The sequence below is a fragment of the Segeticoccus rhizosphaerae genome (assembly GCF_005222685.1).
In the GTDB taxonomy this organism is placed as follows: domain Bacteria; phylum Actinomycetota; class Actinomycetes; order Actinomycetales; family Dermatophilaceae; genus Segeticoccus; species Segeticoccus rhizosphaerae.
Genome location: NZ_SWMA01000001.1, coordinates 93,509 through 116,501, shown reverse-complemented (window position 1 = coordinate 116,501; position 22,993 = coordinate 93,509). Strand labels below are relative to the sequence as shown.

Sequence of the window (22,993 nt, the reverse complement as noted above, 5' to 3'; positions counted from 1 at the left end):
CGTGGATCCCGCACGTCTGGTGACGGAGATCCAAGGCGTCAGGGCAGCCTTTCCAGACCTCGACTTCCTCGCTCCGCAGGGAGTCCTGCGTGTGCCCGTGGACCACGACGGCGCCGTCAGGCTTCGACTCCAGGTGCCTGGTCAGACGTACTTCCACCTGCACGCCATCGAGGTGGCGGCCGATGACGAGAACTGGCGGTCACACGCCTCGTGGAGGAGTAGTAGCGCCTGGACCGGGACCACCGGGACGGCCGCTGCTGCGCTGTTCGAGGCCGACGGGCACCATGACGCAGCCTTCCACACCGAGTTGGAGACCGCTCCCTGGGTCGAGGTGTCGTTCGATCGGCCCGTTGGGATCCGTCACGTGACCGTGCACAACGTCACGAGCCCCAATGCGTCGCGGGCACGCGGTATGCAGATGCTCGTGGCTGGGGCCGATGGATCGTGGCAGAAGGTCTACGACGGACGGGCCCGAGTCCAGCTGCTGCGCAGCGTCCTCGCCCAACAGGCTCTCTATCGCCTCCACCCCGTCTCCGATGAGACTGCTGACCTCGCCGCGATCGTCGTGGACATGGGCGTCGGCGCCTACAAACGAGCATCCAACGCGCTTCAGCACCTCCCGTGGATCACCGATGCCGAGCGCGCGGCCGTCCGTGGAGCGGTCAACCACGGGATCCTGGGAGCCCGCAGCCTGGAGTGGACCATCCACGGGGTGAAGCGGTCGTTCCGCTACTGGTCCGAGGACGAGAAGCGGAACTACGTGGGCACGGCCGTCGAGGTGGCCCACCGGCTCCGTCAGCTCACGCCGCACGTCTGCTTCGGCTTCGGCGCCGTGCTGGCGGTGGTTCGCGACGGTGACCTCATCCCGCACGACGACGACCTCGACCTCATCGTGGCCTTCGAGCCCCACGAGGCGGCCACCCTCGCCCAGGCGAATCAGCGGATCAGCGCCTTCCTCTCCAGCGCGGGTTACACCGCCACCGGAAGACATCTCGCCCATCGTCAGGTGGCGAGGCCCGGCCAGGGCAAGAAGCTGGACGTCTTCGTCGGGATCTTCGAGGGGGACACGATCTCGTGGTACCCCGGCACCCGCGGCTCGCTCCACCGGGAGACGATGTTTCCGACCTCCGAGGGACCCATGCTCGGCCACGCGTGCCCCCTTCCACGCAACCCCCTGCAGTACCTCGAAACCGTCTACGGCCCAGGGTGGCGCAACCCCGACCCTGCCTTCCGGCACCAGTGGTCGGGCGCGGGTTACGAGGACATCGCGGGAGAGCAGGCGACCGGTCAGTAGGAGTGCGGCGTGGCCAAAGTCGCAGCCACTCGGTCGAGATCGAAGTCTTCGCCCAACCAGCTGAACATGCCCTCGAGGACTGTGGGGTCAGCGACGTAGTCGTTGTAGTGCACGTGGTAGGCGTCGTCTCCCAGCACGGCTGCCAGGTCGAGCAGCTTGGCTTCCCGGGCACGGATCTGCTCCAGGGCATTGGGACGCTTGGCCCACCACTTGCTCCGGCTCACCTGGTCGTTGTCCCTGGTGTTGATGAGGAACCGCGATCCCGGAAACGCCTGCTGAAGAAAGGCCACGAACTGAGGCACCCGCGGGTCGTTCCAGCGGATCTCCTTGACGCCGGTGACTCGCGTGTCGGGCTCCGGACGCAGGATCGTCTTGAGCGCCACTGAACGCAGCTGCGCGAGGGCGACCTCGTCGGGATACCCGTCGATCCCGAAGTAGGGATGGGCCGACGTGAGGTGGCGCCCCTTCAACAGATCCCGCCGCTCGGTCGCCAGCTGGTGATAGCGGAAGAGGTGGAACAGGGCACTGTCGTTCTCTCCGCGAATGAGGTAGCCGGGCGTGGCGTTGAGGATCCCCTGGAGCAGGGTCGATCCGGAACGGCCGTAGGTGGCGATGAAGACGTAGCGCAGCTGGTTCCACCGGCTCGTGTCGGCCTCGAGGAGCACCTCGTACTGTCGGCGCAGCGCGTCGCGCTCCCTCCCCAGCCGCTCAGCCCGTTTGCGGAGGGCCTTGCACTCGGCCCGGGTGGCATCGCGGTCCTCGAGCACCCGTCGCAGCGAAGGCACCATGAGCGCGGCGCGGGACGTCAGCGAGCGGCTCATGGCCGAGGAACCTCCGCAGTTCGGATCGCTGCAGGACAACAGCGAAGATGGTCGACTCCCTCGAGGGTGCCACACTCTCGCCTTCCCATGCTGGCACTCGATGATCCATGGCGGGGCGCGACCTCCGTGAGCCGCCGCCACGGCGACTCCCGCCGAGACGGATAGGCTGACCGACGAGGAGTTCCGAGCCTTCGGGAAGACACGACAGGAGTACTCCGTGCTGCGCCATGAACTCTTGAGCAGGCTGCACGAGCTGCTGAGGCCGCGCACCTACCTGGAGATCGGCGTCCAGACGGGCCGCAGCATCACGCTGTCGCGAACCTCGACGATCGGCGTCGACCCTGCCTTCTCGGTCATCAACGAGATCTCCTGTGACCTTCAGCTGGTGCGGTCCACCAGCGACGAGTTCTTCGCGAGGAAGGCGCCGTTGGCGCACTTCCCCGAGCCGGTCATCGACCTGGCCTTCATCGATGGGATGCACCTGTCGGAGTACGCCCTGCGTGACCTCATCAACGTGGAACGGCACACCCACCCGGCGAGCGTCATCGTGCTGGACGACATGTTGCCCCGGCACGTCGACGAGGCCGGCCGCGGGCGTGAGGCCGCCAAGAAGCGGCGGGCCTGGGCAGGCGACGTCTACAAGGTCGTGTCGACGGTGCGCGCCCTGCGGCCCGACCTCGTGTGCCTGGAGATGGACACCGCTCCGACCGGCACGCTCGTGCTCCTCGCTCCGGACGCCTCGTCGAACGCGCTGATCGATGCGTATGACGATGTCGTCGAGGAGTATGTCGTCCCGGATCCCCAGACCGTGCCGGAGGAGGTGCTGCGGCGCACCCGTGCCATGGACCCCGCGCATTTCCTCGCAGCACCGGTCTGGCCCGACCTCCGACGGCTGCGCCAACTGCCAGCGGGACGGGCGGCCCCCGAAGTGCGACGGGTGCTGGCCTCGGCAGGCCTGCGCACACCGGACTGAACGCTGGGCGCAGCGCGGTGTTCAGCCGAGCACTCGGCGCGCCGTCGCGCGGAGTGCCTTGCGGCAGCGTGCGGCCTGTGCCGGCGGCAGCACACCGAGCGCCCGCTCGACCTGCCGACCGGCGCGACGCATCCAATCGGGGTGACCGGGAGCCTTGGGTGGTTGCGCGACGTGCCCGCTTCCTGCCGAGGCCGATCCGCGGGGCGCGGAGCCGGTCAGGAGCGCTACGGGCCGGGTCGTGCTCGTGAGCAGGCGTGCCTGCACTCGCTGGAAGCGTTCACCCTGGCCGAGGCTGACGGCGATGCTCCAGGTACCGGACGGCAGACGGTCGGCCGGCAGCCCTGCCTCGACGCGGATCCCGCCTATGGCGCCGGTGACCGTGGCGTCACCCGTCACGGCGCTCTGTGCGCGCTGAAGACGCACCCGGGCCCGTTGTCCATCGCTCGTCCCCGCCCCGGGCAGGTGCAGCACGAGACGCACCTGGTCAGCAGAGCGCCGCGCATAGCTGGAGGTCACCTCCACCACGACAGCCTGGTCCTTGGGCCCGGGGCCGTTGCCGCCGGTCGAGGTCGCCTCACGGTCGTTCATCTCCGCCTCCTGGTCGATGAGGGTCTGGTGGTCGACGTCGAGCGCGACCCGCCCGCTCGGCGTGGTGAAAGGCACGACGCTGTGGGTCGCCCGCGACCCTCTGCTCAAGGGCCGCCGCTGGGGCGCCCCGGGGAGGCTCTGCAGCGGTGCCTGCCTCCGCCACGGTGAGCAGGTCACCCGCACGAAGACGTCGTAGACGGCGGGCTCCAACGGTTGCCCGCCGGCAACGGTCTCGGGGTCGAGCTCGAAGACCGTCTCGAAGGTGAAGGGAAGGATGCCGGGTGCTTCCTCCGTCATCTGCTCTGCGTCCCCGCTGATCAGGTGGACGTCGTGGGAACGGCGATTGCGCAGGGCGAGCTCGATGCGCCGCCGGCCGTGGACCGCGCTGAAGTCGAGGACGTCGTGGGACACCGGCGAGCCGAGCTCGATCGGAGGCCGCCACCAGGTCCGCCCACCGTCGACCTGGAACTCCAACGGTGAGCCGTCTCCGTAGCACAGGCCGGTGATGGCTCGCACCCGAAACGTGTCGTCGACGACCTCGATCTCGACCAGCTCCTGGTGGACCCCGATGGTCGACTCGACGGCTCCCAGCGCGACCAGGCCCTCGAAGTCACCGGCCCGAAGGAGCTGGGAACGCGCCCGGGCCATGCCGTGCAGGTGGATGTCCACCGAGGGCGGGAAGCGCTCCTGCGCCAGCTCCCGCAGCGCATCGAAGTGCTTGCGCAACTCCGCGGGCGTCCGGTGCGGCACCGACCGGGTCAGCCAGCCGAGCCCCTTGCTGTCGTAGTAGAAGGCCAGCAGCCGGTCCCGGAGATCCCCCGGCTCGGTGTAGCGCTCGATGACGTCGAGGGTGTCCCGCAGGTAGACGTAGAAGTCGGCCCACTCGTAGGCCCGCGCTCCCGCGTTGCCGCGGTCTGCGCGCCGGTGCCAGTAGTAGACGGGGTAGTCCGACAGCACCGAGATCACGTCGGCGCAGAAGAACGCCTCCAGGACGAAGGGGTGGTCCTCCATTCGCCGCGGCCCCTCGAAGAACCTGATGTGGTGTTCGTTCAGGAACTCCCGCCGGAACATCTTGTGTGGCGTCATGATGCCCACCAGCGGGTCCTTCCCGAAGGTGGCTCGAGGACGGTTCTTGTCAAAGAGGGGCGCCACGTGCCAGGCACCGCCCTTGCGCACCTCCTTGCCCACGACGACGTCCGACCCGTTCGCCACCGCATAGGCGTACAGCCGCTCCAACGCCTCCGTGCCCAACTCGTCGTCGTGGTCGACGAGCTGGACGTACTCACCCTCGGCCGCGTCGATGCCGATGTTGCGTGGTCTGCCCGACCATCCGGAGCCCGGGGTGTGGATCACCCTGACATTCGGTGTGGACGCGGCCAACCGGTCCAGCTTGCCCGGGGTGTCGTCGGTCGACCCGTCATCCACGAAGATCGTCTCGAAGTCCGAGGCCGGCATCGTCTGCTCTGCCAACGACCGGATCAGCGGGTCGATGTGTCCGCCGGGGTTGAAGACCGGCACGACGACGCTCACCTTCACCTTCGCTGGTTGCGCCGGACCGGCCTCCGCCCCGCTCACGTGCGGGCTCCGATGGCGGAGTAGAACTCCGCGATGACTTCGGCGTTGTAGGCGGCGGCGTCGAAGGGCTTGGTGGGCACCTCACCGGCCAGCGCACTGCGCATGCCCGCGGCCAGGGCTTGTGTGTCTCGGCTGACCACCAGACCGGCTCCTTCCGGCAGCGCGCCGTTGATCGAGGGGAAGTCCGTGCTGACGATGGGCAGGCCAAGAACCCTGGCCTCGAGGAAGACCATCGGATGTCCCTCGTAGTCGCTCGAGAGCACGAAGCAGTCGCACTGCGCCATGATGGCGTACGGGTTGGCCTGCTGGCCGGCGATCGTCACGACCTCGGAGAGGCCGAGACGATCAACTCGCGTCTTGAGCCCGTCGAGCATCGGGCCCCCTCCCACGATCACGAGTCTGGCCAGAGGGTGTTCCTGGCGCACCAGGTCGAAGGCTTCGATCAGACGGTCGTCGTTCTTCTCCGGGGAGAGCCGCCCCACGGTGACGAAGGTGAAAGCCCCGGGTTCCCCACGCGCGAATCGATCGACGATCTGCAGGCGCTCCACCTCGGCCACCAGACCCTCGATCCCGTAACGCTGTGCCAGTGCCGACATCGCTTCCGACAGGGTGTTGGGCAGGACGACAGCCGGCGGCCGGCCGTGGTCGACGGCATCCACGCCCCGCCCGAGCCGCAGGATCTGCTCGACGTTGATGCTGTTGCGTGCCCAGGTGTGCTTCTCCTTCGCGACGACGTCCGACAAGTTCGTCGCGTTCATCCGGCACAGCGCCGGGGACACGGACACCAGGTGGTCAAACGCGGGATACATCGAGAAGACCGCACGGAGGTTGGCCTCGTGGGGACGATGACCGTCGACTTCTCGCATCTGGTCGGATCTCAGATCGGAGTGCAGCCAGATGGAACGCGACCGGGCCGGCGCCTGGAGGAGCAGGAAGGCCCAGTACGACGCGTAGCCGCTGTAGTCGATGACATGGTCGAAGCGCGCCTCCCCGAAACAGCGCCGCCACTCCTGGCCGAAGACGGCTCTCATGGAGTCGAGGTCCAGCCGTGGAGCATCGACACCGATCGTCTGGAGGCGTCGGCGGTTCCAGCGGTCCTTCTTGCTGGGGACGATGCCCCCGACACGCGGGAAGACTCTCACGCGCGGGTCGATCCTCGCCTCGTTGTGTCGGCGCTCGAGGTCGTCGGGTTCGGCATAAAAGGCCGTGACGTCGAAGCGGTCGTGGTCGATGTTCGCCAGCAGGTTGAGCGCCGATGCCGTGATGCCGTTGAACCGCAGTCCTCCGAGGTAGATCACGATCGACTCCCGACCGTCGGGGCTCAGCGGTGCGACATCATGTCGAGCGCTTCCCCTGAACACGACATCGATCACCCGCTTCGCGCTCGACCCGTCGTCGCCGGCGGCGAAGCGCTGTCGGGCGCAGGCGTAGACCTCTCGGTGGGTGACTTCGGGATCTGGTGTCTCGTGGGTTCCGACCGCCCGGATGAGGCGGATGAGCTCCGGGACGGTCCGCGCTGTCGGTCCCGGGAGCTGCTCCACGTCCAGGTAGATGCCGCGCTCCCCGAACCGCCCCGGGTCGGGGGTGAAGAAGATGACGGGCCGTCCGGTTGCCAGGAAGTCGAAGAAGGCGCTCGAGTAGTCGGTCACCAGGACATCGGTGAGGCCGAGGACCTGGTTGGTGGGGATCTCGTTGGGGACCAGGATGTCTGCGAGGTCCGGATGCTCGAGGGCGAAGCCATAGACCTGTTGATGCACCTTGAGCAGGACCTGGTGTCCCGTCGGTAGTCCGGCCCTGACGGCCCGAACCTGTTCTCCGAGGAGAGCCACATCGTTGGTAGGGGCGTGGAAGGAGGTCCCGCGCCAGGTGGGGACGAAGAGGACCAGTCGGTCCGTCTCCCCGACCTCGAGACCGGAGTCCCTCAGCCGCTGGCGGAGGTTGGCTGATTCCAGGTCGGTGAGGAACTGCTCGTCGACCCGCGGAAAACCTTCGGTGACGATGCGGCCGCGAAAGAGGTTGGTCAGGCGGAAGCCGTCCTGATACATCCGCTGGGTCATGAACGGGCCTGAGGAGAGCAGGAAATCGGCCATCAGAAGGTTGCGCACGACGTTGGTCGCCCCCCGGCCCCCCTCGGGCGAGTCGTAGCCCATGGTCTTGAGCGGTGTGCCGTGCCAGGTGTTCAGGTAGACCTGGCCCTCCCGCTTGCAGAACTCCCACGGGAACGTGGCGTTGTTGATGAGGTACTTGCTGGTCGCCAGAGCCCTGAAGTACGCGGCCGAGTGACGCCGGACAAAGGTGACGCTGCCGTCGTGGGCAAACCGGGCCGTGGTCGAGCGGTAGCGCTCAGGGTCGGACAGGACCCAGACGTGCTTGAGGTGTGCGAAGCCCGGATCCGACCGTAGCTCCCGGAAGATGGCCTCCGGGTTGCACAGCATGCCGTTGCCCGCGAAGGACTCATACAGGACCGTGTCGTCCTGGATCGGTCGCGAGCGCCAGAAGTTCTGCCACTCGAAGGTTCCCGTCTTGCGCACCTTTCGAACAAAGCGCCGAACGCGAACCCGGGTCGGGGACGGAATGTGCATGGTGCCCTCTCCGCATCTTCGTTCCAACCTAACCGCGAGGGCCGGCATCCACCACCGAGCTCTCAGGCCGTTCCAAGGCAGCAGCACCGTCCCGAACACGCACGCGGCCCGCCTGACGACGCGTCGACCTGATCCCGCGAATGTCGGGCGGCCTTAGACTCCGTGATGGCGCCACGACAGTGGGTGCAGTCGAGCCGGTGAGGAGCAAGTGCGTGACCCCGAAGATCCCTGCCCCGAAAGGCCTGCGGAGGGTGAGCCGCAAGTTGCGGAAGACCGGGCAGTTCGAGTGGCGGCTCTTCTGGCGCGCCCGGCCGCTCGAGGAGACGCACGTCCTCTACGAGTCGTTCGCCGGAAACGGGGTGCTGTGCAACCCGGAGGCGATCTTCCGTGGTCTGCTCGAGGACAGCCGGTATGCCCATCTCCACCACATCTGGGTCATCAGTGACGATGAGGCCGCCGGCGCGACCATGAGGGAGTTTGCGCGGCACCCCAGGGTCCGCTTCGTCCAGCAGGGCTCGCCGTCGTACCACCGTGCCCTGGCAACCGCGAAGTACCTGGTCAACAACGCGACCTTCCCGCCGGACTTCGGCAAGCGCGAGGGTCAGGTCTACGTGAACACCTGGCACGGCACGCCGCTCAAGACCATGGGGTATGACGAGCCGGAGGGCGGCCCCAACGCGCGCAACGTCATACGCAACCTCCTCAGCGCCGACTACCTGCTCGCCTCCAGCCCGTTCATGGCCGAGCAGATGTACGAGTCGTCCTACCGACTCACGAACGTCTTCAGCGGCGAGATCGTCACCGAGGGCGCACCGCGGGTGGACCGGCAGCACCTGGACGCGTCGGAGCGACTCCGCGTCCTGGCCCGGCTGCGCGCTTCGGGGATCCCCCTCGAACAGGGCCAGAAGATCGTTCTGTATGCGCCCACCTGGCGGGGGCAGTCATTCCACTCACCGAGCAATGACGCCGCCGCCCTGGGGCAACGGGTGCGCCGCCTACGGGCACAGCTGCCGCCCGACCACATCGTGCTGCTCAAGGTGCACCAGCAGGCCTATGGCTTCGCGCTCGAGCAACCGGACCTGAGGGACACCCTGGTGCCGAACGAGATACCCACCAATGTGGTGCTCGGGGTGACGGACGTGCTCGTCAACGACTACTCGAGCGTCTTCTTCGACTTCTTGTCCACCGGCCGTCCCATCATCTTCTTCACCCCGGACCTCAGGGACTACGAGGGCTACCGCGGGCTCTACCTGGCGCCGGACGAGCTCCCCGGGCCCGTGGTGTCACGGATCCCCGAGTTGGCGCGGCTCGTCGTCGCAGCCGGGTCAGGGGACCCGGAGGATCCGCTCGTCTCACACCGCGAGGCCTACGACACGGTGCGCGGCCGCTTCGCGCCGAAGGACGACGGACACGCGACGGAGCGGGTCATCGACATCATCTTCGGCGGAAAGCGTCGGGGGTATGACGTGCGGCCCGCCCGTCACGACGGACGACGACGGATCCTGATCTATCTCGGTGGGATGCGTTCGAACGGCATCACCACGTCTGCGATCAACCTGCTCAACAACATCGACCACGACCGCTTCGATGTCACGGCCTTCTACACCTACAGCCGCAATGCCGACCAGGCCAGGAATGCCGCCGCGATCCATCCTCGGGTCAGGGTCATCCCGAGGGTGGGTGGCATGACGCCCAGCAAGCGACACAAGCGAGACCGCAACCGGCTTCTCGAGTTGGGGATGAACGCTCCCGGACTGGACGTCCCCGGCGTCACAGCCCTCTTTCGCGACGAGTGGCGGCGTTGCTTCGGGGAGGCATCCTTCGACCACATCATCGACTTCAGCGGCTATGCAGCCTTCTGGTCCTTCCTCCTGCTGCAGGGAGAGGCCGCGAGCCACTCCATCTGGCTGCACAACGACCTCAAGGCCGATCAGGAGCGAGAGGTCGACGGCCGTCGTGCGCACGAGGCCAACCTCCGAGGCGTCTTCTCCACGTATGCCGGCTACGACCACCTGGTCTCGGTGTCCAAGGCACTGATGGAGATCAATGCCAGGAAGCTCACAGAGGTGGATGACCCGGAGAAGCACACGTATGCGCGGAACACGATCAACGATCGGCGCATCACCACCATGGCGCACGGCTTGGACGGTGGCTCCAGAGACCGCGACGACAGCGCCACCATCCCGGTCACGCCGCTCCCGACCGCGGTCGCCGAGCTTGCGCGGTCCTACGGTTTGGACGCCATAGAGGCCGAGGTCCAGCGGCGTCGCACGGTCGATACGGTGCTGCCGGAAGCCCCCGGTGTCACGACGTTCGTGACCGTGGGTCGGCTCTCCCCGGAGAAGAACCATGCCCGACTGATCCGTGCGTTCGACGCCGTCCACCAGGAGCACCCCGCGACCAGACTGGTCATCGTGGGCAGCGGCCCTCTCCAGGAGGAGCTCCAGTCGCTCGCCCTCGGGCTCGGCCTCGCCCGCGCCGTCATCCTGGCCGGCCACCAGAACAATCCCTTCGCCATCCTGGCCGAGTCGGACTGCTTCGTGCTCTCCAGCGATTACGAGGGACAACCGATGGTGATCCTCGAAGCGCTCGTGTTGGGGCTTCCTGTCGTCTCGACAGACTTCGCCTCGGTCGGCGGTGCCCTGCCCGAGAACGTCGGGCTGGTGGTGGACCGATCGGTGGAGGCTCTGGCCGGCGGGATGCGACGTGCACTGGCCGGTGAGGTGCCCAAGCGCGCCTTCGACGCCACGGCATACAACCAGGAGGCGGTCGAAGAGTTCTACCGGGCCATCGGGGTCCCGGCCGCCCACTTCGACCGCGGCGAGCCTGCCACCTCATCCGGCGATCAGTCCGCGACGCGGTAGGTGGGCCATGGGGACCGTCGATGTCAGCGTGGTCATGGCGTCCTACAACACGGGGGCACGGATCGAGTGGACGCTGTCCGAGCTGCAGCGGCAGTCGCTGGACCCGTCCGAGTTCGAGGTCGTGGTCATCGACGACGGCTCGACCGACGACACCTTCGACCGGCTGCAGAGGTTGGCCGGCGTCTATCCCAACCTGGTCGTAGACCGGATCCCGGGCTCGGGTTGGCCGGGACGTCCCCGCAACGTCGGGGTGCAGCGCGCGTCGGGTGACTACGTGCTCTTCATGGACCACGACGACGCCATGTTCCCGGAAGCCCTCGAGCGGCTCGTCGCGTTCGCCCGGGACGTGGACGCAGACGTGGTCATCCCGAAGGAGGTCGTCGACGGGTGGAAGACGCCGGGGTGGGCCACCTGGCGTGAGAACGTCCCGCGCGTCACCCACTGGGACGCGGAGGTGGTCGCCTGCCTCACACCGCACAAGCTCTATCGCCGGGAGTACCTCCTCGAGCACGACATCCGGTTCCCCGAGGGGCGGATCCGGCTGGAGGACTTCGACTTCAATGCCCAGGCCTTCGTCCGCACCGAGAAGGTCGCCATCTTCGCTGCGTACCCCTGCTACACGTGGATCATCGGCACCGGGAACAGCCACAAGGCCGGGTATGACGTGCAGGTCTACTGGGATTCCTTCGAACGGTCTCTCCAGCCGATCGTGCGTGAGCTGCCGCCCGGCACCAAGCGGGACACCCTGCTGGCCCGGTGGTACCGCAGCCGGATCCTGGAGCGGCTCAACCCGCAGCTGCTCGGCTTCAGCGACTCCTATCGCGGCACCCTCGCCGAGAAGTTCAGCGGGCTGTTGCACTACTTCCCACCCGGCATCGACGCCGCGCTCACCCCGGCCGACCGGATGCGCTCGGTCCTGTTGCGCCGTGGCGACTGGGAGGCCCTGGCCGGGCTCGCCGAGCTCGATCGAGGCATCCGGCCCGCAGTCAGCGAGACCCGGGTGTCCTGGGAGGGCGACCGGTGGGTGCTCGTCTGCCGCGGGCATGTCGAGGGAGCCTCGGGGCCGGTGCGCGTGGCACGCGTGGACGGCCGGGTGCACCGGGTCGTGCCCGACCACCTGGGGTTGTCACCGGAGGAGACCGACCTGACCGATGCCCTGGCCGCGAGCCGCTCCGACCTGATCGTCCACCGCCGACAGGACCTGGTCGACTGGAACCTCCCCACGGAGGGCGGACTGGACGTCGACGGGGATCGGCTGACGTTCAGCCTCCGGGCTGAGCTCGACCCCGCGACTGCGGCCTTCGGCGAGCCGCTCGACGACGGCATCTGGGATCTGGTCATCCGCATCCTCGGTCTCGGCTGGCCGCTCAAGGCACGGCTCGCCGCCCCGAAGCCGGTCTCCGACCTCGCCATCGGGGACGGACGGCAGGCGCTGCTCTACACCACCGTGGGTGGCACGGTCGCCGTGGACACCAGGTCGGAGGCACGCGCGTTGCTGGACCACGCCCGGCCCGACCGCAAGGGCCTGGTGGTGACGAGCGAGGAGAAACAGGTCGCGATCCGCTGGCCGCTGCCCCACGTGCACGTCCCGGCCGGTGCGCGCTCGAGCCTGTCCGGCGAGGTGCTGGTCGACGACCACGCCCACCCGGCCCGGGTCATCGCCAATGCGGCCGGGGCCACCCTGCTGGCCTTCGTCGAGGTGCCCGAGGACGATGAGGTCCACGCGGTGCGGGCCCGGTTCGGGATCCGGGCCAGCCGACCGTTGGCGGGTCTGCGGCGAGGGGCGGACGGAGTGCGGGTCGTGCGGGCATCTCGACCGCCGTCGGAACCGCCGAACACGCCTGAGGCCGTGCATACCGGCCGCGGACGTGCCGCTCTGCGGGCGACAGCGATCTCGGCCAAAAGAAGAACGGCCAAGGGCCTGCGGACGGCTCGCGCGCGTTGGGCGCGCCGCAACTGATCCTCGCCTCAGGCTCCGCGCTGGTAGCCGAAGCGGTCGTAGTCCTCGCTGTAGAACGCCTCGACCCGACGCTGCAACTGTCCGGACACCGTGAACTCGCTGCTGGAGACCCCGCTCTCCTTCTTGCGCTCCAGGACGCGAGGGACCTCGCCGCCGAAGTCGGTGCCGAGGCGCCGTCCGAGGTCGGTCATGACGCGCTCCATGCCGTCCTCGAGCCGATAGACGGTGCACCCGGGCAGGTAGAAGTCAGACTGCGGTCGGAGGTGGTTGTCCAGGTGGAACGGGTCTTTCGCGTAGGCGCTGAACGCCTTCTCGGCCCACTGCTCGACCGCCTCGGAGTCGGTCGCCACGTCCTCGTGGCGCCTCGCGTAGCCGTATTCGGAGCGGAAGCGCGTCAGCGGGTGCCGGGTCACCATGAAGACGACGTCGAACAGGTCGATCCGGAAGACCTCCTGGAGGATCGACGCGTGCATGTGCTGTGGCGAGCAGCGCCGTAGGCGGTTGAGCGATCCCTTGCCCAGGCGTGGGTCGCGGTAGTGGACGGTGTAGCCAGCGTCGCCGAACACTCGCTCAATGCTCGAACCACCGGCCTTGGGAACGTGGATGAACAGAACGCTCCGACCGTCTTTCCTGAAGACTGGCACCGCACGGGCCTCCTCGTCGTAGAGCCGTCGGTCAGCGAAGATAGCCGGTCGCGTCGACCAGCACGTGCACCGCTCCACGGGAGTGGTTCACGATCGTCACGGTCCCGTCCGACCGCACCCTGGTGATCCCCAGGTGCGCCAACGTCTGCCCCTTGGCGAAGTTCAACGTCGACCGACCATCCGACCCCGCCCCGACATACAACAACCCATTCGCCCTCGGACCGGTCACCGTCACGTTCAACGCCGCCGCCGTCGCACCCGCCGGCACCGGCGAACCAGACACCCCGGCCACCTTGACCCGCACGCTCTCACCCGCACCCAACGCCGTCCGCCGCGGATTCGCCGCCTCCCCGGACCGCGTGTCCAACACCCGCACCGGCTCCACCACCTGGTAGCTGCCGCCCGAGGTCGACCGGGTGAAATAGCCGGTCGCGTCGACCAGCACGTGCACCGCTCCACGGGAGTGGTTCACGATCGTCACGGTCCCGTCCGACCGCACCCTGGTGATCCCCAGGTGCGCCAACGTCTGCCCCTTGGCGAAGTTCAACGTCGACCGACCATCCGACCCCGCCCCGACATACAACAACCCATTCGCCCTCGGACCGGTCACCGTCACGTTCAACGCCGCCGCCGTCGCACCCGCCGGCACCGGCGAACCAGAAACCCCGGCCACCTTGACCCGCACGCTCTCACCCGCACCCAACGCCGTCCGCCGCGGATTCGCCGTCTCCCCGGACCGCGTGTCCAACACCCGCACCGGCTCCACCACGTGGAACAAGCCCCAGGCGGAGGGCCGCGCGGCGTTGGACGGCTGCGAGGCCGGACCGGTCCCCACGACGTTGGTCGCGCGCACGGTGAACGTGTAGGTGGTGTCGTTGGTCAGACCCGACACCACGGCGGACCTCGCGGAACCGGAGACACGCGCGGTCGCCCCACCCGGGGACGCGGTCACGGTGTAGCCGGTGATCGCGCTGCCGTTGGACGGGGCGGCAGACCAGCTCACGGTCGCGCGAGCGTTGCCGGCGACGGCGGAGACCGAGGTCGGTGTGCCCGGGACGGTCGCCACCAGCTCGAAGCGCATGGCGTCCACGCCGATCCTGTCCGTCGTCGGCCCCGGGCCGTCATCGGCCACGTGCACGGTGACGGAGCTGCCGGAGCGGGCCAGGTAGGTGCCGAGCGAGGTGTACCGCTCGACGCCGTCCGAGGTGACCGCCCCTTGGTCGACGACCTTGTCGGTCACGCCCTGCGCATCGGTCACGGTGTAGTGGGCCTGGGCCGTCGCATTCGTCTTCGGGATGCTTGCCGAGACGCGGTAGAGCCCACGCGACAGCCTCGGCGACCAGGTGGCACCGTTGTACTCGGTGCCGTCGCTGCTCGGATGGGTCCAGTAGGACATCGCCTGGCGCCCGTAGGGGTCGTTCTTGCGCCAGTAGTTCATCTTGCCGGTGAAGACGAAGGACGTGCTTCCGGGGCCATACGTGCGAGTGCCGTAACTGACCGGCACGGCCCGGCCGGCGACGGCGCCGTCGAGCCAATTGGCGTCGATGTTGATCGTCGAGCCGCCCCAGCTCTGGGTCAGCGTGTTGTACTGGTGCAGCCGCTGGTGCCTCGACCAGTACCCGTCACGAAAGTCCGGGTAGGAGGCCGAGTCGGAGGTGGTCTGCAGGCCGTTCCAGTGCGCGAACCACACATCGTCCGGCGGTGCGAAACCGCTGGACCCGACCGCGTTGGACATGTCCACCATGAGCGACCCGCTGCCGCCGTAGACCCCGGAGCCGTAGCCGAGCCGGTGCAGCTCGTTGGTCCACGCCGTGACGAAGGTGAGCACCGTTGCGGTGCATGCCGCGTCACCGCGGGCGTAGCCCTCCATGTTGTAGTAGATCGGAGTGCCCGGGCCGAGGCCGAAGTACTGTGCCCGAGTGACCGCATCCGCGGCATTGGCCTTGCCCTGCGCCGCCGCCTGGGCCGGGTCGATGTGGGCGAGGTTGTCCTGGATGACGCAGGGCGCCTGCGGGCCCACCCACAGGGGCATCAGGCCCCAGCCCATCCCTTTGACCTGGTCCACCCAGGCGGCGGAGAGGTTGCCGTCGGGGCAGGCGCGCATCGACCCGCCGAGGTAGATGCCGACCGAGCGGTAGGGGGAGGACAGCCAGTCGTCCATGACGGCGGTCGAGGGGGCAGCGCAGGTGTCGAACCCCATACCGCCCGCGGTGGACTGCGCCGGTGCGGTCGCCGTGGAGAGGCTCGCGGTGCGTGCCAGGTCGCGGCTGGTGCCCTCGGCCGACGCGCGGTCGGACGTGGACGGCTGCGCCGACGGCGCGGTGGAGGTGGGCGACGCACTCGAGAGCACGCGGTCGACCACGGTCGGGTCGGCAGCCCACGAGACCTCGGCCTCGACTCCTCGGCCGGTGAACGAGACGTGTTTGACGTGTCCGCCGGCGTCCGAGCGGACGACCGCGTCGAGGCCGCCGACCTTCGCGGAGGACCGGGGCAGCGACCGGGCCTGCGGGCTGGCGGGACGGAGCCAGACGGTGTCGGACCGGCCGATCGCCCGAGCAGGGCAGTCCTGGTCTGCACCGGGAGCGCCCACGTAGACGGCGTTGCGGTCCAACCGCACACAGGTGTCGGGGGCGGACGTCAGGTCGTGGACCGGCCAGGTCGAGGGCACCTCGACCTGGATGCCCCGGTAGCTCACCGTCCGGAGCTCCGGGTGGTCCACGCCGGAGCCGGCGACGGAGCTCGTGGTGGCGGAGTAGGCGGGAGCAAGCGCGGCCGGGTTGAGCGACAGCGCCATCACCAACACGCCGAGCCACGCGAGCCGGGCACGGAACCGGCGAGCCATGCGATCCCTCTTTCACGTACGGTCGTCCATCACGATCTGGGTCAGCCCCCGACGAGCGAGCCAAGCATGGCACGGGACGCATGGCATTCGGTGCCGCCGCCGCCGGCGAATTCGTCGTGAGGCCGAGGACGGCGCAGAGGTCAGGTGCCGGCCAGCTCCCGGATCCGCGCGAGCGTCTCCGGCGGAGTCGTCCGCTCGCCGAGCTGATTGAGCTTGCCCGTGCCGTGGTAGTCGCTTGACCCGGTGACGAGGAGTCCGAGCCGACTCGCCAGCGCGTCGCCGTGCGCGACCGCCTCGGCCGAATGGTCGCGGTGGTGCACCTCCAGCCCGCCCAGACCGGCCGCCGCCATCTCCTCGATCACCTCGTCGCCCACCGTCCGTCCCCGCGCCGCCGCAAACGGGTGCGCCATCACCGGCACGCCCCCCGCTTCACGGACCAACCGCACCGCCTCGACGACGTGGGGTGCGTAGTGGGAGACGAAGTATGGCGAGTCGTCCCGCAGGTAGGAGGCGAACGCCACGTCCCGGTCGGCCACGATCCCCGTCGCCACCAACGCGTCCGCGATGTGCGGCCGACCGATCGTCGAGCCGTCGCGCGCCTGGGCGAGCACCTCGTCATACGTGATCGGCACGTCCCGGGCGAGGCGCTCGACGATCCGTTGCGCGCGGGTCTCACGGCTGACCCGTGTCTTCTCCAGCTCTGCGAGCAGGCCCGGGTGCGTGGGGTCGATCAGGTAGCCGAGCAGGTGGATGCTCGTCCCCCGGTGCGCGCAGGAGATCTCGATGCCGCGGACCAGCCCGAGGCCGAGTCGCTCGGCCTCCGCCGACGCCTCGGCCCAGCCCGCCGTGGTGTCGTGGTCGGTGATCGCCACCACGTCCAGGCCAGCCCGTCGAGCCGCCCGCACCAGCTCCGCCGGGCTGTCCGTGCCGTCGCTCGCGGTGGAGTGGGTGTGCAGGTCGATGCGCATGGCCCAAGGCTAGGTGGGCCCGGTCTCACCCCGTCGGCGTGCCGCCCGGACAACTCCCTGCCCGTAGAGTCGGCGTCATGACGCAGCGGATCGCCTCGGACCTGGTGGCCAACGTCGCCCTCGTGCACGTCCGGGTCGGCAGCTCGGTGCAGGCCGGTGACGAGGTGGCGCTGCTGGAGTCGATGAAGATGGAGATCCCCGTCGTGGCCGAGGAGCCCGGCACCGTCACCGACGTGCGGGTGACCCCCGGCGACGTGGTCCAGGAGGGCGACGTCCTGGTCGTCATCGACTGAGCCGATCTCTCTGGCGACCGGGGGGATCGGGGCCGTGACATGCCGGTGCCGGGCCGGCATACCTCTGCAGGCAGCCGACCCGGCACCGACCGGACGCGCGCCGCTCAGCCGCCGCTGGGCGCCCCGTAGACCTCGATCTCACTGGAGTCGAGGAACTGCACACCCGGCCCACCCTGCGGGTCGAGCATCGTGTACTTCACGTACTGCACCCCCGCCGCGCCGGCGGTCGGCGTCACGGAGTTGAGCTTGCCGAGGTTGTCCGCGCCGAAGGTGCCCTGCGCGGCCATCGTCCACGTCGTGCCGTCGGGCGAGGTCTCGACCGTGTAGCCGGCCGTGGCCGCCTCCGGCCCGTCACCACAGGTGTTGGACGGGTCGATCGCCACCGTGCTGATGTCGACCGCCTGCGGCAGCTTGATCACGACGTACTGCCCACCGTCGGCCGCGTCACTGCCCCAGCCCTGGCCGAGCGACTGGTCGATGATCGACGACGGACCACAGCCGTATGGCGTGTAGTCCGGCCCGGTGAAATCGGTCACCGTGGCGCCACCGGCCGAAGCCGCCCAGTCACGCACGAGCGACCAGTCCTTGGTCGTCGAGCCGCGGCCGACCGACAGCGTCGTCACCTGGGAGTCGTAGCCAGCCCCACCGACGAAGACGTCGGGATAGGTGCCGGGGATGATCCCCTCGATGGTGTAGGTGCCATCCGCAGCTGTCGTGGCGGCGTAGTCGCCCGGGAACCCGGAGTTGTGACCGCCGAAGGCCACCGTGGCCCCGGCGACCGGATCGTCGGTCGACTGGTCGGTGACCGTGCCGGTGACGGTGCCGCGCGGGGTGTCCGCCGCCGGCGGCGTGTTGAAGTCCTCCACCGGGTGCAGGTCGTTGCCGTCGACGGTGCCGGCGAAGAAGCCCATCCCGCGATGCGCGAAGACCTTCCAGACCTTCTTCACGTGCTGGCCGCCGTAGATCGCCTCGTCCGCCTGGAGGATGGAGTTGCGCATGTCCAGGTATGACGGGTAGGTCGGCGAGAGCTCCATGGCGCGGGTCACGAGCGACTCGGCCAGCTTGGGCCCGACCGCGGTGCGCAGGTCCCACAGGCTCTGGGTCCAGATCTCGCCAGCCCGGTGGACGCGCCCGTCTGTGTACAGGGCTTCGAAGTCGCCGTAGGTGTAGCCGCCGGGACCGGTGCTCTCGATGCCCGGGCAGGCCGGCGAGGTGGAGCCGACCTTGCAGTCAGTGGCCTCGCTGCGGATGCCCTTGCCGGCACCGACGTAGTAGCCCGTTTGAATGTCGCCGGCCCCTTTCCTGTCCTTGATGTGGCCCTGGTTGACCAGGTAGTCCAGCGCGTACCAGTCGCTCCAGGCCTCACCCATCGAGCCGCCTTGGTGGGAGTCGAGCGCCGGGTTGTTGTTGGCGTCGGTCACCAGCCGGTGGGACAGGCCGTGGGTGTACTCGTGGTAGACGATGTCCGCCTCGTCCGAGCCCATCGTCGGGATGAACTGGTCGATGTAGTGCGGCGCGCTCCACAGGTACATCTGCATGGTCGGCGAGATGCCGTCCGGCGGGGTGGCGAAGTTGGCGTTGTCGATGTGGCGCAGGTCGGGCAGGCCGGCCGCGGTGTCCGCACCGTCCAGCGACTCGTTGTGCACCGAGTCGCCGCCCTTGCCCTGGCCGCTGGAGTTGACCTGCTGGAAGTTGCCTGCGGCCTCGGTGAAGCCGATCGGCGCCTTCTCCAGGTAGTCGTGCCAGGTGTTGACGAAGTAGAAGTTCTGCACCGCGGTGCGGGACTCGTTGTCCTGCCAGGAGAACGGCGTCTCGGGCAGCCAGGTGCAGGCCCACGTCGCACACCGGTCGACGTCCTTGGGCGGGGACGTCCTCACCAGCGGGAAGATGTAGCCCTTCCTGCCGGTCGGCGCGATCTCCTCGCCCGAGTCGGCGACGTTGTTGTCGTTGACGTCGCTGTAGGAGTGGACGTTGTTGCCGAACAGGACGACCGACCCCCGCGGCAGCCAACCCCTCTTGTTGAGGTTGACCCGGTGCGTCTTGCCGCCGGAGCCCGGGGCGCCTGGATACCAGTCGAAGACCCTGGCCACCTGCTTCTTGGCCCTCACCTGCTTCGCCGCTTTGCGCGTGTTCGGTCCGTTCTTGGCCGGGACCTCCGTCCGCGCCTGGCCGACAGCCGAATCCACGAGGTCGGAGCTCAGGAAGTCGCGGTAGAGCACCCGGCCGCTCTCGGCATCGATCACGGCAAGCGTCGGCTGGGACGCCGACATGGTCACCGTCTGGATCGCCCGGCGGGTGCCGCCCGGAGTCTGGAAGAGGACCTCCTTGCCACTGTCGCCCTTGGCCGGCGCCACATCTGCCTCGCCGACGTCCTTCTTGGCCGCGCGGATCGCCTCGTTGACGCTGAGGCCACCCCGCACCGAGGCGGGCGAGTGCAGCCCGGCGACGGGCGAGCCCGTCACGTTGATCAGCCGGCCGTCCTTGGTGACGTTCGCCTTGAGGCCGTTGCCGAACAGCGGGACGCCGTCGACCTTCTGGACGAAGGACAGGTGGCGGATGCCCGCGATGTCGACGTAGTCGCGCGCCAGCTCGAGGTGGTCGAGGTCGCTCGTGCTCAGCTTGAAGACGGCCGCGTGGTCACGGACGTAGGACAGCGCGATGCTGGCGGCGGACGACGCCGACGGGCCGGTGAGCAGGCCGTCGAGCCGGCTGACCTGCCGCGGCGTGCCGGTGAGCGGGTCGATGTCGATGACCGACTGGGTGCCGAGCTGCTGGGACAGCTCGCGGACCGCGGGCCTCGCCTGCAGCAGTGCCGACTTGCGGGTGTTGGCCTTCCTGGCCGCCCTGCTCGTGCCCTGCCGGACGTCGATCGTGGACTGCTGCTCCGCCTTGTCCGCGGAGTGGCCCTTGCCCGAAGGCGAGGAGGTATGGGTCGTGCTGCGAGGGCTGGATGGGCCACCGGTCGCGAACGCGGGCTGGAACGCCAGCAGGCCGGTGGTGCAGGCAGTCGCTATCGCCAGGGTCGTGCCGACCCTTGAGCGTCGAGACATGCTTCTTCCCTTCGGGGAATGGACAGGAACTTCCCGATCCTGCTCCCCGAAACCCCAGCCGACAACTGTTGCCGACGTGTTTGCACCAGGGGTAAGGAATGCTCAGCACGCCGCTGGACAAACCTTGACCAAATTCAGTCGTGCGCTTGACCTTCCGCCCCTGCGCCTGCCCACCAGATCCCCCGCGACCGAGCCGGGCGGTGCTTCCACAGCGAGTGCATGCAGAGTTCATGAACATTCGGTACCCTGTCACCATGAGCACCGAGATTCTTCAGGTCCGCGACGTCCCGTCGCAGGACGCCCAAGCGCTGCGTGCACGCGCGGCGGCTCGCAACATGTCGCTGTCGAGTTACCTGCGGGAACTGATCCACGAGGACACGTCTCGTCCGGCCATGACGGAGGTGCTGGCGCGGATCGCTTCTCGGAGCGCCGTGGAGGCAAGCGGCGAAGACATCCGATCATTCATCGACGAAGATCGTCGGTGAGATGACGGTTGTCGTCGATGCCTCGATCGTCGTTCGCCTCGTGCAAAACCGGCGTGGCGATGCCGAACTGCGTGAGAGGTTCGTCGGACAACGGCACGTCCACGCGCCGGCGCTCATCGATGCCGAGGTGACGTCGGCGATACGGGGCCTTTTGCTGACGTCCAAACCGTCGATCCGAATCACCGACGAACGCGCCGAGCAGATGGTCGATGACTTCAGGGATCTGCCCATCGTCCGCTATCCGATGCAGCCCCACCAGCGGCGGGTGCTGGCGCTGCGTGGCAACTACACGGCATACGACGCGTTCTACCTTGCTCTGGCCGAGTCCCTGGACATGCCGCTGCTCACCGACGACCGAAAGTTCGCCAAGTCGCCCGGGTCCACCGCCGTGATCGAGACCTGGCTGTAGCCAAACCGATCTAAGGAGGACCAGCCGGAGCTCAGCGCTGGCCGTTGAGGTAGCGCTGCAGGGCTGCGACCGTGCGCGCGTTCAGTGAGCTCGATCCGTCGTGGCTGATGCCGAGGAAGCTCTGCAGCGCCGCCTGCGAGTTGGGTCCCCACACCCCGTCGACGCCCGTCCCGATGACTCGCTGCAGGCACTCGCGGGTGTTGCTGTCCCAGCTGCCCGTCCTCGTGGAGAGCAGGTAGACCTGCAGCGCGCTGGCCGTGGCTGCGTCCATGCGCCCGTTCACGGTGAGCGGCGCATACCACCTGAGCAGCCCGAGGGACTGTTTCGCCTGCAGCACCCGCAGCGCCGACTGGTTGACCCGGGCGCGGAACGCCGAGTTGCTCTCCGCCTTGGCCACCACCGCGTTGACCATGCTCGGCAGCGTCGTCGTGTTGCCCGTCAGCACGAGGTCCCCTCCCGCGTCGAGGAACTCGATCGCCCGGGTGGCCGGGCTCCACGCCTGCACCTGCTTGGCATTGCCGAGGTCGTCGCTGACGATGACCCCCGTGAAGCCCAGCTTGTCCCGCAGCAGGTCGGTGACGATGGTGTGCGAGAAGGCCGCCGGGTGGTTCGGGTCGATGTGCTCGTAGTAGGCGGTCGACACCATCACGAACTTGCTGTGGTCGGCGATCGCCGTCTTGAAGGGATTGAGCCAGGTGGAGCTGGAGTAGGTCGTGCGGTCCACCACGCCGGAGTGGGTGTCGGTGTTGTAGCGCACCCGACCGAGCGTCGGGAAGTGCTTGGCCGTCGTGCCCACCCCGCGCGAGCGCATGCCCAGCAGGAACCAGCCGCCCTTGCTCGCCACCACACTCGGCGTGTGGCCGAACTCCCGCTGGTAGTAGCCGATCGGCTGGTTGTAGGGCGCGAACGAGCTCGACACGACGTCCATGACCGGCGCCAGGTTGACGTTGACCCCGGCGCTGCGCAGCTGCCAGGCCCACGCCCGCGCCGACCGGTAGAGCGTCGAGTCCGACCAGGTGCCCTGGGTGAGCGCCGTCGGCATCCGGGAGAAGCCCGGGCCCTGCAGGACCTGCACGTAGCCGCCCTCCTGGTCGGTGGAGACCAGGAGGTTCGCCGCGGCGTCGGTCTGGTGCGTCGAGAGCCGCTGCAGCCCGTCACTGACCTTGCGGGTCGCGGTGACGCCGGCCGTGCTGCGTCCGGTGAGGATCACGTTGCCGACGTGGTAGGTGGTCAACGCCGACCTCGTCGCGCTGCTGACCCCCGTGGCGGCGCCGCCCACCATGAAGAGCTGGCCCACCCGCTGCTGCAGGGTCATCCGGCTCAAGAGGGCAGAGGCCGAACGGTTGTGGATGCCGACCGGCGAGGCGTCTGCGGCCGACTGTGGGACCGCGCCGATCGCCGGTGCCGCGGTCAGTGCCGCCGCCAGGACTCCTGCTGCCACGAGCTTGCCCATGGTCGTTCTCCATCGTGCTCATGGAGGACGGCACCGCGGTCGCGGATCCGCAGCTGGTGTCGTTCCCCGAATGCTGTTTGACTCACCGTATGACGTGTGGGAGAGCCATTCGGTTGGTCTTCGGCAATTCGAGTCACCCGGGGCGAGCGGCAGGTCTGGCCGACCTTCGCCAGCGCGGGTTGCCATGCTGCG

15 protein-coding genes are annotated in these 22,993 nt (G+C 68.5%); 7 read left to right on the top strand and 8 right to left on the bottom strand.

The genetic code is table 11. From position 1 onward, the window contains the following. Position 1 precedes the first annotated feature (1 nt). Positions 2 to 1,294 (top strand): LicD family protein, encoded by a 1,293-nt coding sequence (locus tag FCN22_RS00495; protein WP_137119570.1) that lies wholly within the window; start codon positions 2 to 4, stop codon positions 1,292 to 1,294. Here FCN22_RS00495 and FCN22_RS00490 read toward each other — a convergent pair. Next, positions 1,288 to 2,115: a sulfotransferase gene (locus FCN22_RS00490; protein WP_137119569.1), complete on the bottom strand. Its 828-nt coding sequence runs from the start codon at positions 2,113 to 2,115 to the stop codon at positions 1,288 to 1,290. The genes FCN22_RS00495 and FCN22_RS00490 overlap by 7 nt on opposite strands. 217 nt (positions 2,116 to 2,332) lie before the next feature. On the opposite strand from FCN22_RS00490, the gene FCN22_RS00485 reads away from it, so the two are divergent. Further along, the gene (locus FCN22_RS00485; RefSeq protein ID WP_202911324.1) at positions 2,333 to 3,088 is read left to right on the top strand and encodes a class I SAM-dependent methyltransferase; all 756 of its coding nucleotides are present in this window, start codon (positions 2,333 to 2,335) and stop codon (positions 3,086 to 3,088) included. Positions 3,089 to 3,109: 21 nt separating this feature from the next. On the opposite strand, the gene FCN22_RS00480 is transcribed toward FCN22_RS00485, so the two are convergent. Together FCN22_RS00480 and FCN22_RS00475 are read right to left on the bottom strand one after the other, a co-directional pair. Next, a complete protein-coding gene (locus FCN22_RS00480) occupies positions 3,110 to 5,206 on the bottom strand; it encodes a glycosyltransferase family 2 protein (protein WP_162308087.1) in 2,097 nt (698 codons plus the stop codon). 41 nt (positions 5,207 to 5,247) lie between these two features. Then, complete coding sequence (locus FCN22_RS00475; RefSeq protein ID WP_162308086.1) at positions 5,248 to 7,782, bottom strand: glycosyltransferase; 2,535 nt, start codon at positions 7,780 to 7,782, stop codon at positions 5,248 to 5,250. 263 nt (positions 7,783 to 8,045) lie between these two features. Here FCN22_RS00475 and FCN22_RS00470 point away from each other — a divergent pair, with 263 nt between their 5' ends. Further along, positions 8,046 to 10,697 (top strand): glycosyltransferase, encoded by a 2,652-nt coding sequence (locus FCN22_RS00470; RefSeq protein ID WP_162308085.1) that lies wholly within the window; start codon positions 8,046 to 8,048, stop codon positions 10,695 to 10,697. A 7-nt stretch (positions 10,698 to 10,704) separates the two neighbouring features. Continuing rightward, a complete protein-coding gene (locus FCN22_RS00465; protein WP_137119565.1) occupies positions 10,705 to 12,657 on the top strand; it encodes a glycosyltransferase family 2 protein in 1,953 nt (650 codons plus the stop codon). Between the two features lie 8 nt (positions 12,658 to 12,665). On the opposite strand, the gene FCN22_RS00460 is transcribed toward FCN22_RS00465, so the two are convergent. The 3 genes from FCN22_RS00460 to FCN22_RS00450 all read right to left on the bottom strand — a co-directional run bounded on the left by FCN22_RS00460 (position 12,666) and on the right by FCN22_RS00450 (position 17,111). Then, positions 12,666 to 13,301 carry a sulfotransferase family 2 domain-containing protein gene (locus tag FCN22_RS00460; RefSeq protein WP_162308084.1) on the bottom strand — a complete coding sequence of 212 codons (636 nt, stop codon included), beginning with the start codon at positions 13,299 to 13,301 and terminating at the stop codon, positions 12,666 to 12,668. A 31-nt stretch (positions 13,302 to 13,332) separates the two neighbouring features. Beyond that, a complete protein-coding gene (locus FCN22_RS00455; RefSeq protein WP_137119563.1) occupies positions 13,333 to 16,143 on the bottom strand; it encodes a glycoside hydrolase domain-containing protein in 2,811 nt (936 codons plus the stop codon). A 140-nt stretch (positions 16,144 to 16,283) separates the two neighbouring features. Continuing rightward, a complete protein-coding gene (locus FCN22_RS00450) occupies positions 16,284 to 17,111 on the bottom strand; it encodes a PHP domain-containing protein (RefSeq protein WP_137119562.1) in 828 nt (275 codons plus the stop codon). Positions 17,112 to 17,188: 77 nt separating this feature from the next. Here FCN22_RS00450 and FCN22_RS00445 point away from each other — a divergent pair, with 77 nt between their 5' ends. Continuing rightward, complete coding sequence (locus FCN22_RS00445; protein WP_137119561.1) at positions 17,189 to 17,404, top strand: biotin/lipoyl-binding carrier protein; 216 nt, start codon at positions 17,189 to 17,191, stop codon at positions 17,402 to 17,404. 104 nt (positions 17,405 to 17,508) lie between these two features. On the opposite strand, the gene FCN22_RS00440 is transcribed toward FCN22_RS00445, so the two are convergent. Then, on the bottom strand, positions 17,509 to 20,454 hold the full coding sequence (locus FCN22_RS00440; protein ID WP_137119560.1) for a M36 family metallopeptidase: 2,946 nt from the start codon (positions 20,452 to 20,454) through the stop codon (positions 17,509 to 17,511). Positions 20,455 to 20,708: 254 nt separating this feature from the next. On the opposite strand from FCN22_RS00440, the gene FCN22_RS00435 reads away from it, so the two are divergent. Beyond that, positions 20,709 to 20,939, top strand: a complete 231-nt coding sequence (locus FCN22_RS00435) for a hypothetical protein (RefSeq protein ID WP_137119559.1) — start codon at positions 20,709 to 20,711, stop codon at positions 20,937 to 20,939. 1 nt (position 20,940) lies between these two features. Further along, positions 20,941 to 21,348 carry a type II toxin-antitoxin system VapC family toxin gene (locus FCN22_RS00430; RefSeq protein ID WP_137119558.1) on the top strand — a complete coding sequence of 136 codons (408 nt, stop codon included), beginning with the start codon at positions 20,941 to 20,943 and terminating at the stop codon, positions 21,346 to 21,348. A 31-nt stretch (positions 21,349 to 21,379) separates the two neighbouring features. Here the strand turns inward: FCN22_RS00430 and FCN22_RS00425 are convergent, their stop codons facing one another. Then, on the bottom strand, positions 21,380 to 22,801 hold the full coding sequence (locus FCN22_RS00425) for a glycoside hydrolase family 3 N-terminal domain-containing protein (RefSeq protein WP_137119557.1): 1,422 nt from the start codon (positions 22,799 to 22,801) through the stop codon (positions 21,380 to 21,382). Between the last annotated feature and the right edge of the window lie 192 nt (positions 22,802 to 22,993).

Coding starts and splice junctions, on each gene's coding strand:
- FCN22_RS00490 (WP_137119569.1), bottom strand. CDS start 2,115: ATGAGCCGCTCGCTGACGTCCCGCGCCGCGCTCATGGTGCCTTCGCTG.
- FCN22_RS00465 (WP_137119565.1), top strand. CDS start 10,705: ATGGGGACCGTCGATGTCAGCGTGGTCATGGCGTCCTACAACACGGGG.
- FCN22_RS00455 (WP_137119563.1), bottom strand. CDS start 16,143: ATGGCTCGCCGGTTCCGTGCCCGGCTCGCGTGGCTCGGCGTGTTGGTG.
- FCN22_RS00450 (WP_137119562.1), bottom strand. CDS start 17,111: ATGCGCATCGACCTGCACACCCACTCCACCGCGAGCGACGGCACGGAC.
- FCN22_RS00445 (WP_137119561.1), top strand. CDS start 17,189: ATGACGCAGCGGATCGCCTCGGACCTGGTGGCCAACGTCGCCCTCGTG.
- FCN22_RS00440 (WP_137119560.1), bottom strand. CDS start 20,454: ATGTCTCGACGCTCAAGGGTCGGCACGACCCTGGCGATAGCGACTGCC.
- FCN22_RS00435 (WP_137119559.1), top strand. CDS start 20,709: ATGAGCACCGAGATTCTTCAGGTCCGCGACGTCCCGTCGCAGGACGCC.
- FCN22_RS00430 (WP_137119558.1), top strand. CDS start 20,941: ATGACGGTTGTCGTCGATGCCTCGATCGTCGTTCGCCTCGTGCAAAAC.
- FCN22_RS00425 (WP_137119557.1), bottom strand. CDS start 22,801: ATGGGCAAGCTCGTGGCAGCAGGAGTCCTGGCGGCGGCACTGACCGCG.